Source organism: Pseudomonas trutticola BRTCR10, from assembly GCF_056155105.1.
On sequence record NZ_CM149552.1, the window covers coordinates 1,647,210 to 1,658,744 of the forward strand.

Below are 11,535 nucleotides of genomic sequence, written 5' to 3' on the forward strand. Positions count from 1 at the left end.
GTAACGGGAGCTGTATGTCGATACCTAGCTTGAAGTCTTATCTCTCCATTTTCGCCACCGTGCTGGTGCTCGGTCAGGCGGTCCCGGCTGCGCAAGCGGCCGATTTGCCTGATTTCACTCAGTTGGTTGAACAGGCCTCGCCTGCCGTGGTGAACATCAGTACCACGCAGAAACTGCCCGATCGCAAAGTGAACCAGCAGATGCCTGATCTCGAAGGCCTGCCGCCGATGCTGCGCGAGTTCTTCGAGCGCGGCATGCCGCCTCAGCAGCGTTCGCCAGGTGGTGGTCGCCAGCGTGAAGCGCAATCGTTGGGCTCGGGCTTCATCATCTCTTCTGATGGTTACATCCTGACCAACAACCACGTGATTGCCGATGCCGACGAAATCCTCGTGCGTCTGGCTGATCGCAGCGAAATGAAAGCCAAGCTGATCGGCACCGACCCGCGCTCCGACGTGGCGTTGTTGAAAATCGAAGGCAAGGATCTGCCAGTGCTCAAGCTCGGCAAGTCCCAAGACCTGAAGGCGGGCCAGTGGGTCGTGGCAATCGGTTCGCCTTTCGGCTTCGACCACACCGTGACCCAAGGTATCGTCAGCGCCGTGGGTCGAAGCCTGCCGAACGAAAACTATGTGCCGTTCATCCAGACCGACGTACCGATCAATCCGGGCAACTCCGGTGGCCCGCTGTTCAACCTGAACGGTGAAGTGGTCGGGATCAATTCGCAGATCTACACCCGTTCCGGCGGCTTCATGGGTGTGTCGTTCGCGATCCCTATTGACGTGGCGATGGACGTTTCCAATCAGCTGAAGAGCGGTGGCAAGGTCAGTCGCGGCTGGCTGGGTGTGGTCATCCAGGAAGTGAACAAGGATCTGGCCGAGTCGTTCGGTCTTGAGAAACCGGCCGGCGCGCTGGTAGCGCAGATCCAGGATGACGGCCCGGCGGCCAAGGGCGGTCTGCAAGTGGGCGACGTGATCCTCAGCATGAACGGTCAGCCGATCATCATGTCTGCTGATCTGCCGCATCTGGTCGGCGCGCTGAAGGCGGGGGCGAAAGCCAATCTGGAAGTGATCCGTGAAGGTAAGCGCAAAAACGTCGAGCTGACGGTTGGCGCGATTCCTGACGAAGACAAAGAGCTGGATGCGCTGCCGAAGTCCGGTGCTGAAACCAACAGCAACCGCCTTGGTGTCTCTGTTGGCGAACTGACCGCCGAACAGAAGAAAACCTACGACCTCAAAGGTGGCGTGGTCATCAAGGAAGTGCAGGACGGTCCCGCGGCCCTGATCGGTCTGCAACCGGGTGATGTCATCACTCACCTGAACAATCAGGCCATCAGCTCCAGCAAGGAGTTCGCCGAGATCGCCAAGGCATTGCCGAAGAATCGTTCGGTGTCGATGCGGGTCCTGCGCCAAGGGCGTGCGAGCTTCATCACGTTCAAACTGGCTGAATAACCGCTGGTAGATAAAAAGAAACCGCCTCGAAAGAGGCGGTTTTTTTATGCCTGAAGCTTTTGTGCTGACGGGTAATGATCAGCCCATCATGTCCTTGATCATCCGCTCCTGCTCCATCAGCTCGCGCTGACGTGCGTCGATGCGCGACGACAGCGGGAAGTTGCTGCCCGCCTTGCGCTTGGCAAAATCGAGCTGTTGAATCGCCTGACGATAGTCGCCGACGAGTGCAAAGTATTCGGCACGCGCCTGATGCAAACCGATGATGTTGCCCGACAACCCACGGGTTTCGGCGACCTGATACCAGACATCCGGATCATCCGGGCGTGTTTTGAGCAAGCCTTCGAGCGCCTTCTCGGCATCGGCGGCGCGGTTCTGTTTGAGTAGAAGATCCACGCGAACCTGATTCAGCGGATAGTTGCCGGGATATTGCGTGAGCATCCGCTCGACCCGCGACTGTGCATCGGGCAATCGATTGTTGGTGATGTCCAGGTCGACTTGCGCCAGGTTGTAGATGATTTCGTTCGGCGATGTCGCCAGCAATTGCTTGAGATTCTCGCGTGCCTCATTCAACTGACCGCCCTTGATCTGCGCAATTGCCAGACCGTAGCGTGCCACGTCGTTTTTCGGGTTTTCGTCCAGCTGCGCGCGAAAACGCTTGGCGCCCAATCCTGGGGTTTCTTCGTAGATCAGTTGCACGCGTGCGCGGATCAACTGATAGCGCTTGGAGTCTTCAATGCCGCCCGGTTTGGCTTGCTCGGCGCGGTTGCGGGTGTCGGCAATACGCGATTCGGTAACCGGGTGAGTCAGGAGAAACTCCGGTGGCTTGGCGTCAAAACGATATTGGCGCATCAAGCGTTCAAACATGGTCGGCATCGAACGCGGGTCGTAACCGGCCTTTTCCAGATTGAGGATGCCGATGCGGTCAGCTTCCTGTTCATTCTGGCGAGAGAAGGTGCGTTGCGATTGAATCGCTGCCGCTTGAGTGCCGGCGATGGTCGCGATGCCAGCATCACCGCCACCCGCCGCTGCGATCACAATACCGGCCAGCAGCGCGGCCATCATCGGCACCTGCATCCGCTGCGAGGCTTCGACGCCGCGGGCAAAATGGCGTTGCGACAAGTGAGCCAGTTCGTGCGCCAGTACCGAAGCGTATTCGCCCTCGGTCTGCGCGTTCAGAAACAAACCACCGTTGACCCCGACCACCCCGCCCGGCGCTGCGAAGGCGTTGAGCTGCGGGCTGTTGATCAGGATGAATTCGAGGCGCCGGTCGGTGACCTGACTGGTCTCAACCAGCTTGTAAACGCTGGATTCGACGTAGTCCTTGAGCTGCGGATCGTTGAGCTGTGAAACCTGGCTGCGCAACATGGCCAGCCAGGCGCGACCGAGCTGATATTCCTGTTGTGGCGAGACAATGGCAGAACTGGCGTCGCCGAGTGACGGCAGATCGTCGGCAAAGCCCGGTGAGGCGAGCAGGCAAGCGAGCGTCAGCAGGGTAGGGCGCAGAAAAGTCATGCACAAAGCCTTAGAAGACAAAGACCTTACTGTAGCCGGACACCGAAGCTGCGACCAGATATTCTAGGCAGCTCGACTGACCTGATCCGGAGTGACGCAATGACTGACGCTGTAGCCCATGACGTGGAACTGGACGCCAGTGGCCTGAATTGTCCGTTGCCGTTGCTCAAGGCAAAAATGGAACTCAACAAGCTCCAGAGCGGCGCCGTACTCAAGGTGATCGCCACGGATGCGGGTTCGCAGCGCGACTTCCGCACCTTTGCCCGATTGGCCGGTCATACGCTGCTGCGCGAAGAAGACGAGGCGGGCGTCTACCGTTACTGGTTGAAAAAAGCCTGAAACCGACAGCGTAAAAGACCTAAGGATTATTGATGTTCAAAGTGTTACGCGACTGGATTCAGCGCTATTTCTCCGATGAGGAAGCCGTGGTGCTGGCCGTTCTGCTGGTGCTGGCCTTTACCGCCGTGCTCACCCTCGGTGGCATGCTGGCGCCGGTATTGGCGGGGATGGTGCTGGCGTATCTGATGCAGGGGCTGGTGGTCACGCTGGAGCGTCTGCGGGTCCCGGGTGGTGCGGCGGTGGGATTGGTGTTTGCGCTCTTTATGGGCGTGCTGATGCTATTCATCGTCGTGGTGCTGCCGCTGCTCTGGCATCAGTTGATCACGCTGTTCAACGAACTGCCGGGCATGCTCGCCAAATGGCAATCGCTGCTGTTGCTGCTGCCGGAGCGTTACCCGCATCTGGTGTCCGATGAGCAAGTGCTACAGGCGATCGAAGCGGCGCGCGGCGAAATCGGCAAGTTTGGCCAGTGGGCGCTGACCTTCTCGCTGTCGAGCTTGCCGCTGTTGGTCAACATCATGATCTATCTGGTGCTGGTGCCGATCCTGGTGTTTTTCTTCCTCAAGGACCGGGCAATGATCGGTGAGTGGGTGCGCGGCTATTTACCCCGTGAGCGGGCGCTGATCACTCGGGTCGCGCAGGAAATGAATCGGCAGATCGCCAATTACATTCGCGGCAAAGTCATCGAGATCGTGATTTGCGGTGGCGTGACTTACATCGCGTTCGTTGCGCTCGGGCTTAATTATGCTGCGCTGCTGGCGTTGTTGGTCGGTGTGTCAGTGGTGGTACCGTACGTCGGCGCGGTGGTGGTGACCGTGCCAGTGTTGCTGATTGCGCTGTTCCAGTGGGGCTGGAGCGATCAGTTCATTTATCTGATGGCGGCCTACGGAATCATCCAGACGCTGGATGGCAACGTGCTGGTGCCGCTGCTGTTCTCGGAGGCGGTCAACCTGCACCCCGTGGCGATCATCTGCGCGGTGCTGTTGTTCGGCGGGTTGTGGGGATTCTGGGGGGTGTTCTTTGCAATTCCGCTGGCGACGCTGTTCAAGGCTGTGCTGGATGCGTGGCCGCGCAAGGAGCCGGTAGTGGCGCCGCTGCTTTAAAGCGTTTCTTTGGTGAGGCTTTTGGCCTCATCGCTGGCAAGCCAGCTCCCACAGATTTCGTGTGTGCCGGAAACCCTGTGGGAGCTGGCTTGCCAGCGATGGCGTCAGTGATAACGCCACAAAAACATCAGGCTTTATCCAGGTCCTGAGCCGCAGCCAACACCGCATCCACATGCCCCGGCACTTTCACGCCGCGCCATTCCTGACGCAGCACACCGTCCTTATCAATCAGGAAGGTGCTGCGATCAACGCCCAGATATTCCTTGCCATACAGCTTCTTCAACTTGATCACGTCGAACAATTGGCACACGGCCTCGTCCTTGTCGCTGATCAACTCGAACGGAAACTCCTGCTTGCACTTGAAGTTCTCGTGCGACTTCAGGCTGTCGCGGGAAATGCCGAAGATTTCCGTGTTGGCAGCCTGGAACGCTGCGTACTGATCACGAAAGCCCTGACCTTCGGTGGTGCAACCGGGGGTGCTGTCCTTCGGATAGAAGTAGATCACCACTTGCTTGCCTTTCAAGGCAGACAGGCTGACGGTTTGCCCGCTGGTGGCAGGTGCTTCGAAATCCGTAACCGGTTGGTCGATGACAACGGCCATGAAAGCTTCCTTACATTGGGTTTTGTGGGCGCCAAGGCTCGATCAGTGCGTCGAGGTTCATCGCGTCGGCGAAATCGAGGAACTGGTCGCGCAGCCAACTGATCTGGGTGCCGGCCGGCAGGGTCACGGTGAACGTGGCGTTGAGCATGGTGCCACCGGTCTGCGGTGCCTGATACGTGTCGCAGGTCAGGTTTTCCAGCTCGACGTTGTGGTCCATGAAGAACTGGCACAACTCATTGATGATGTCCGGGCGATAAGCCGAGCTGACGTAAGCCACGTATGGCAGCGCCTGTGGCCGATTTTCCAGCGCCGCGCTGCGCACCACGTTGACGGTGAAGGCGTGCTTCTTGGCGAGCCCCGACAGGCTGCCTTCCAGGCGCGCAAGGGCGTCCCAGCTGCCAGAGATCTCGAGGATCAGCGCGCTGCACTCGCCGTGGCGGGTCAGGCGTGAAGTAACCACGGCGCAGCGATTTTCATGGCTGGCGCGGCACAGGACGTTAGTCAGCTCCATGGGGTTGGCGCCGAGGGCACTGATGACAAGGAATTGTTCGCGGACTGTGGGGGTGGACATGCAGCATTCCTAAAGCGATGAGCGGTCGGTAGGTTACGGACGTTGGGCGCCGGGCTGCGCCAGTGTGTGCCGATTCGGGCGGTCCGTTCAAAATGCCCCGGCATGCGCTCGCGGCTCGCTCCACTATAGCGGGAGCGCGTCGATGCGACGCAGGAACGGGGTCTGGGAGGCCGAAAAGGGAGGCTGGAACCCGGCGTACAAGCTGATCAGTACCGATCAAAGTCTGAAGGGTAGCGAAAAGCGACGCCAAGGGGAATGGCGGCAGCGCAGTACTTCGCTTGTGCAAGCATCTTGGCGCCAGTACCATTACCGCTCTCTTTTTCCGGCAGGAGCGGTTTCATGATTGCGGGCAGTATGGTGGCACTGGTCACTCCCATGGATGCACAAGGGCGTCTTGACTGGGACAGCCTCAGCAAACTCGTGGACTTCCATCTCAAGAACGGCACCCATGCCATTGTCGCGGTCGGTACTACCGGCGAGTCGGCAACCCTTGATGTAGAAGAACACATCGCCGTCATCAAAGCCGTGGTCAAACAGGTTGCCGGGCGCATCCCGGTCATTGCCGGCACCGGCGCCAACTCGACCCGTGAAGCCGTCGAGCTGACCCGCAACGCCAAAGAAGCCGGCGCCGATGCCTGCCTGCTGGTTGTTCCGTACTACAACAAGCCGACCCAGGAAGGCCTGTACCAGCACTTCAAGCACATCGCTGAAGCGGTCGACATTCCACAGATTCTCTACAACGTGCCTGGCCGCACGTCTTGCGACATGCAGGCCGAGACCGTGATTCGCCTGTCCACCGTGCCGAACATCATCGGCATCAAGGAAGCCACCGGCGACCTGAAACGTGCCAAGGCGATCATCGACGGCGTGAGCAAGGACTTCATCGTGCTGTCCGGCGATGATCCGACCGCAGTCGAGCTGATCCTGCTGGGTGGCAAGGGCAACATCTCTGTTACAGCCAACGTCGCCCCGCGCGAAATGGCTGATCTGTGCGAGGCCGCGCTCAAGGGCGATGCCGACACCGCACGGGCCATCAACGAAAAACTGATGCCGCTGCACAAGGACCTGTTCATCGAAGCCAACCCGATTCCGGTGAAGTGGGCTTTGGTTGAAATGGGCCTGATGCACGAAGGCATCCGCCTGCCGCTGACCTGGCTGAGCGCACCTTGTCATGAAACGCTTCGCACGGCCCTGCGCCAGTGCAGCGTCCTGGTTTAATTGAGGAAGTACAACGCATGAAGCGAATGGCCGGACTTTCCGCACTTGCCTTGATTATCTCCAGCACCAGTGGCTGTGGATGGGTCTGGGGGCCGGAAGGTTATTTCCGCGACCGTGGTAGCGATTACCTGCAAGCGCAACAGACTGCACCGATGCAACTGCCACCGGATGTCAGCACCTCCAAGCGTCTGGATCCGCTGCTGCCGATCCCGCGTAACGTCGCTGACGACACCGCCCAGGGCGAATACATCGTTCCACGTCCACAGCCGTTGTCGGCCATCGCCGATGCGACCGACTACTCGCTGCAGAAGAGTGGCGATTCGCGTTGGGTCATGGCCCAGCATCCACCGGCTGAAGTCTGGCCAGTGGCGGTGCAGTTCTTCCAGGACAACGGTTTCCGTCTGGATGAACAGCGCCCGCAAACCGGCGAATTCACCACCACTTGGCAGCATTCCGATGAACTGTCCGCCGCCATGGCCAAGCGCCTGAGCGCGGCGGGTGTCGCCAGCGACAGCGAAACCCGCGTTCGTGTGCGTATCGAACCGGGCGTGCAGCGCAACACCAGTGAAATCTACGTGGTCAGCGCCGAGCGTCCTGCCGGCAGCACCGCCGACGTCGCCTTCACCAATCGTTCGGTCAATACTGGCCTGGACGCAGCGCTGGTCGACGACATGCTCGCGAGCATGAGCCGTATCGCCGAGAAGGGCGGTTCGGTATCGATGCTGGCGTCGCGTGATTTCGATACACCGAGCCGTGTCAGCCTCAGCGAAGACGGCAGCGGTAACCCGGTATTGAACGTCGGTACCGATCTGGACCGTGCCTGGTCGAGTGTTGGCCGCGCGCTGGAACAGGGCGAATGGCGCGTTGAAGACATCAACCGCAGCCTGGGCCTGTACTACATCAACCTGGCCGAAAAAGCCGAGAAGAAAGACGACAAGCCTGGTTTCTTCAGCAGCCTGTTCGGCAGCGCGCCGAGCAAGGAAGAAGTCGAAGCCCGTGCCGAGCGTTATCAGGTTCGTCTGAGCAAGGTTGGCGAGAACATTCAGGTGACCGTCGAGAAAAACATCAACACCGTCGCGCCGGCTGAAGTGGCGCGTAAAGTGTTGAGCGTGATTCAGGACAACTTGGGCTGATCAACCATGCGTTTTGCCGTTCTCGGCAGCGGTAGCCAAGGGAACGGCACGCTGATCGCCAGTGCTGATACGTATGTGCTGGTGGATTGTGGTTTTTCCCTGCGGGAAACCGAAAAACGCCTGTTGCGCCTGGGGGTGAACCCGGCGCAACTGAGCGCGATACTCGTAACCCACGAACATGCCGACCACGTGCATGGCGTGGGTTTACTGTCTCGGCGCTACAATCTACCGGTCTACCTCAGTCGCGGCACACTGCGCGGGATGCGCAAACCGATTGAACCCGCAGGCTTTCTGGCCGGCGGCGAGCAACTGCAGATCGGTGCGCTGAATATCGGGGTCATTGCCGTGGCCCATGATGCGCAGGAACCGACCCAGTATGTATTCAGTGATAACGAGCAGCGGCGCTTCGGCCTGCTGACCGACCTGGGTTCCTACTGCGAGCGGGTGCTGGACGGTTATCGGGATCTCGATGCGTTGATGATCGAATCCAACCATTGCCGCGACATGCTGGCCCGCGGTCACTATCCGTACTTTCTCAAGCAACGGGTGGGCGGCGAGCTGGGACATTTGAACAATCATCAGGCGGCATTCCTGGTGTCCGAGTTGGGTTGGCAGGGCTTGCAACACCTGGTCCTGGCCCACCTGAGCAGCAAGAACAACTTGCCGCAGCTGGCCCGGCAATGTTTTGTCGACACCCTCGGGTGCGACCCGGACTGGCTGCAACTGGCCGATCAAGATTCAGGGCTCGACTGGCGCCACATCGCCTAGCCCACCTACTTAGCAAGCGGAGCCCATCATGGAAAAACGTGAAGAACTCTACCGCGGCAAAGCCAAATCGGTTTACAAGACCGACGACGCTGACCGCTTGATCCTGCTGTTTCGCAACGACACCTCGGCGTTCGACGGCAAGCGCATCGAGCAGCTCGACCGCAAAGGCATGGTGAACAACAAGTTCAACGCCTTCATCATGCAGAAACTCGAAGCGGCCGGTATTCCGACCCAGTTCGACAAATTGCTGGCCGACAACGAAGTCCTCGTGAAGAAACTCGACATGATCCCGGTTGAGTGCGTCGTGCGTAACTACGCCGCCGGCAGCCTGGTAAAGCGCCTGGGCGTCGAAGAGGGCATGAAGCTCAACCCGTACACCTTCGAGCTGTTCCTGAAGGACGACGCCAAGGGCGACCCGTTCATCAACGAATCCCACGTCGTGGCATTCGGTTGGGGTACCGCCGAGCAACTGGTTCGCATGAAAGAACTGTCGCTCAAGGTCAACGAAGTCCTGACCAAGCTGTTCGACGACGCCGGCCTGCTGCTGGTCGACTTCAAGCTTGAATTCGGTGTGTTCAGTGACGGCTCCATCGTCCTGGGCGACGAGTTCAGCCCGGACGGCTGCCGTCTGTGGGACAAGGACACCAAGAAGAAGATGGACAAGGACCGCTTCCGCCAGGGCCTCGGTGACGTCATCGAAGCCTACGAAGAAGTCGCCAATCGTCTGGGTGTACCGCTTTAATCGACGCAAGCATCTGATAGCACGAAGAAATTTTCGAAAGAGGGTTTGCTTTCGGTAAAAGTGTTGTTATGATGCGCGCCGTTGGAGAGATGCCAGAGTGGCCGAATGGGACGGATTCGAAATCCGTTGTACCTTCACCGGTACCTAGGGTTCGAATCCCTATCTCTCCGCCATTACATAGAAAAAGCCCCGTAGCTGAAAAGCTACGGGGCTTTTTTGTTTTCGGTGCCTTGGAAAAGCCCCACAGAATTTACTCTGTGGGGCTTTTCCATGTCTGCAGGGTCTAAAACTCCCCGCAATCAATCACTCACGGCTGCGAGTGCCCCAGCTTCCGTTTGATCAATTCATACACATCCTTATGCGTCGAGTTGTGCAGCGTCTTGTCCTTGCATGCCGAGCTAAGGAAGGTTTTCACTTCGTCCTTGGCATGTGGGTAGAGGCCGGCGACATAGTCCGCTTCGTGTTCTTGCGAGCAGTTGAAGTGCTTGTCGTCTTTCGCTTTGTCTCTAGCCATTTTTACGGCTCCTTTCGAGTTCGATTGATCAGGTGGAACAGGGCCGGATTGCCCCATACGACGGTCAGCGTAGAGGCGTTGGGATAACTAGCCACTGGTTCGAACAAAAAAGGAAAGGGCTGTAGGACGCAGTCGTGCATTGGCTCTCGCGGTTAAATCTCCTTGACCGGCGTCTCTCCCGTTGCACCCTTGATCAGCGCGATCACATGCAAACAATCCGCCTTGTTCACATACGACTCGCCGCTGGCGATGGTCTCGTGATTGCCCGCGCGCAGCCTCCAGCGCCATTGGCCTTTGCCGGTGCTTGGGGTGCCTCTGGATTGCCTGTAAATCTCGAAATACATTCAGTTCGCTCCATGCGATTTGTGCGTGCGACAGCCTGTGTGGCGCATCGACGCAAGCCTAGCGCAGGCGGGTGTTTTGGCTATCGGACATTTGTTTCCAATCGTTCGCGGATGTTTCTGAGGAGTGCGGACTAGAGCGCCGGGTCAGGCCTCTGGTTTGGCCGAAATGACGCCGTTTGACCCTTGCAACGCCGTCGACGCTACTGCTTAATACGGGACGGCTCATGGCGTCGAAAATCTTTCGTCGACCGACAAACACTATAAAAAGAGCACTCCTTTGACTGAGCACGGAACGCAACAGGCCGTTCGGGTGACGTTATCGCTGGTTGTCCCCGTTTTTAACGAGGAGGACAGTCTCGACACGTTTCTCCTGCGCATAGATGAGGTCTTTCAGACCCAGCCGTCAATTGACCTTGAAATGGTGTTCGTCAATGACGGCAGCACTGATACCACGTTGCAGCGTTTACTTGAGCGCCAGCAGCGAGACTCGCGCCTGCGCATCGTCGATCTGAGTCGCAACTTCGGCAAAGAGGCGGCGTTGTCTGCCGGTTTGCAAATGGCGACGGGGCAGATCGTGGTGCCGATCGATGCCGATCTGCAGGATCCGCCTGAAGTGATCCTGCAAATGATCGAGCGCTGGCGGGAAGGCTACGAAGTGGTGCTGGGCCATCGCATCAGTCGCCGCAGCGATACCTGGGCCAAGCAGACCTCGGCGCACTGGTTCTATCGCCTGCACAATAAAATCGCCGAACAGCCATTGCCGGAGAACGTCGGCGACTTCCGCCTGATGGATCGTTGTGTGGTCGATGCGTTGCTGACCTTGCCGGAGTCCCGACGCTTCATGAAAGGCTTGTTCGCCTGGGTCGGATTTCGCACCACTCACGTCGATTACGAGCGCCCCGAGCGCGTGGCCGGGCACAGCAAGTTCAACGGCTGGCGACTGTGGAATTTTGCCCTGGAAGGCATCACCAGTTTCAGCACCGAACCGTTGCGGATCTGGACGTACATCGGGGCACTTGTGTCGCTGGTGTCGTTTGCCTTCGCCATTTTTATCGTGGTGCGTACGCTGGTCCACGGTGTCGACATGCCTGGTTACGCCTCGCTGATGGTCGCGGTCACGTTCCTTGGCGGCCTGCAATTGATTGGCATCGGTGTGCTCGGCGAGTACCTGGGCCGCACTTATATCGAATCCAAACGCCGGCCGGTTTATCTGGTGCGTCGCGTCTACGACCCCAAGGACTGACA

13 protein-coding genes and 1 tRNA gene are annotated in these 11,535 nt (G+C 58.7%); 9 read left to right on the forward strand and 5 right to left on the reverse strand.

Annotation, left to right across the window (positions count from 1 at the left end; all coding sequences use genetic code 11):
• Nucleotides 1-14 precede the first annotated feature (14 nt).
• Entirely contained in the window at nt 15-1,445 is a 1,431-nt protein-coding gene (locus tag ACVVH8_RS07305; RefSeq protein WP_475229274.1) for a DegQ family serine endoprotease, read from the forward strand.
• A 78-nt stretch (nt 1,446-1,523) separates the two neighbouring features.
• On the opposite strand, the gene ACVVH8_RS07310 is transcribed toward ACVVH8_RS07305, so the two are convergent.
• Nucleotides 1,524-2,957 (reverse strand): M48 family metalloprotease, encoded by a 1,434-nt coding sequence (locus ACVVH8_RS07310; protein ID WP_213027842.1) that lies wholly within the window; start codon nt 2,955-2,957, stop codon nt 1,524-1,526.
• Between the two features lie 99 nt (nt 2,958-3,056).
• Here ACVVH8_RS07310 and ACVVH8_RS07315 point away from each other — a divergent pair, with 99 nt between their 5' ends.
• Both ACVVH8_RS07315 and ACVVH8_RS07320 read left to right on the forward strand, forming a co-directional pair.
• On the forward strand, nt 3,057-3,296 hold the full coding sequence (locus ACVVH8_RS07315) for a sulfurtransferase TusA family protein (protein WP_038358357.1): 240 nt from the start codon (nt 3,057-3,059) through the stop codon (nt 3,294-3,296).
• A gap of 32 nt (nt 3,297-3,328) precedes the next feature.
• Nucleotides 3,329-4,399, forward strand: coding sequence for an AI-2E family transporter (locus tag ACVVH8_RS07320; protein WP_103305602.1), 1,071 nt, complete (start codon nt 3,329-3,331; stop codon nt 4,397-4,399).
• Nucleotides 4,400-4,526: 127 nt separating this feature from the next.
• Here ACVVH8_RS07320 and ACVVH8_RS07325 read toward each other — a convergent pair whose 3' ends face one another.
• Nucleotides 4,527-5,000 (reverse strand): peroxiredoxin, encoded by a 474-nt coding sequence (locus tag ACVVH8_RS07325; protein WP_475229277.1) that lies wholly within the window; start codon nt 4,998-5,000, stop codon nt 4,527-4,529.
• Between the two features lie 10 nt (nt 5,001-5,010).
• Nucleotides 5,011-5,571, reverse strand: a complete 561-nt coding sequence (locus ACVVH8_RS07330; protein WP_016984694.1) for a glycine cleavage system transcriptional repressor — start codon at nt 5,569-5,571, stop codon at nt 5,011-5,013.
• 339 nt (nt 5,572-5,910) lie between these two features.
• On the opposite strand from ACVVH8_RS07330, the gene dapA reads away from it, so the two are divergent.
• The 5 genes from dapA to ACVVH8_RS07355 all read left to right on the forward strand — a co-directional run bounded on the left by dapA (nt 5,911) and on the right by ACVVH8_RS07355 (nt 9,605).
• A complete protein-coding gene (gene dapA / locus ACVVH8_RS07335; protein WP_047292292.1) occupies nt 5,911-6,789 on the forward strand; it encodes a 4-hydroxy-tetrahydrodipicolinate synthase in 879 nt (292 codons plus the stop codon).
• A gap of 17 nt (nt 6,790-6,806) precedes the next feature.
• Nucleotides 6,807-7,922, forward strand: coding sequence for an outer membrane protein assembly factor BamC (gene bamC, locus ACVVH8_RS07340; RefSeq protein ID WP_103305605.1), 1,116 nt, complete (start codon nt 6,807-6,809; stop codon nt 7,920-7,922).
• 6 nt (nt 7,923-7,928) lie between these two features.
• Nucleotides 7,929-8,690, forward strand: coding sequence for an MBL fold metallo-hydrolase (locus ACVVH8_RS07345; protein WP_103305606.1), 762 nt, complete (start codon nt 7,929-7,931; stop codon nt 8,688-8,690).
• Between the two features lie 28 nt (nt 8,691-8,718).
• Nucleotides 8,719-9,432 carry a phosphoribosylaminoimidazolesuccinocarboxamide synthase gene (purC, locus tag ACVVH8_RS07350; RefSeq protein ID WP_103305607.1) on the forward strand — a complete coding sequence of 238 codons (714 nt, stop codon included), beginning with the start codon at nt 8,719-8,721 and terminating at the stop codon, nt 9,430-9,432.
• A gap of 83 nt (nt 9,433-9,515) precedes the next feature.
• Nucleotides 9,516-9,605, forward strand: a tRNA-Ser gene (locus tag ACVVH8_RS07355).
• Between the two features lie 134 nt (nt 9,606-9,739).
• Here ACVVH8_RS07355 and ACVVH8_RS07360 read toward each other — a convergent pair.
• Both ACVVH8_RS07360 and ACVVH8_RS07365 read right to left on the reverse strand, forming a co-directional pair.
• Nucleotides 9,740-9,946 (reverse strand): hypothetical protein, encoded by a 207-nt coding sequence (locus tag ACVVH8_RS07360; RefSeq protein ID WP_103307076.1) that lies wholly within the window; start codon nt 9,944-9,946, stop codon nt 9,740-9,742.
• A gap of 152 nt (nt 9,947-10,098) precedes the next feature.
• A complete protein-coding gene (locus ACVVH8_RS07365; protein ID WP_103307075.1) occupies nt 10,099-10,290 on the reverse strand; it encodes a YegP family protein in 192 nt (63 codons plus the stop codon).
• A gap of 277 nt (nt 10,291-10,567) precedes the next feature.
• On the opposite strand from ACVVH8_RS07365, the gene ACVVH8_RS07370 reads away from it, so the two are divergent.
• A complete protein-coding gene (locus ACVVH8_RS07370; RefSeq protein ID WP_475229279.1) occupies nt 10,568-11,533 on the forward strand; it encodes a glycosyltransferase family 2 protein in 966 nt (321 codons plus the stop codon).
• Nucleotides 11,534-11,535 lie beyond the last annotated feature (2 nt).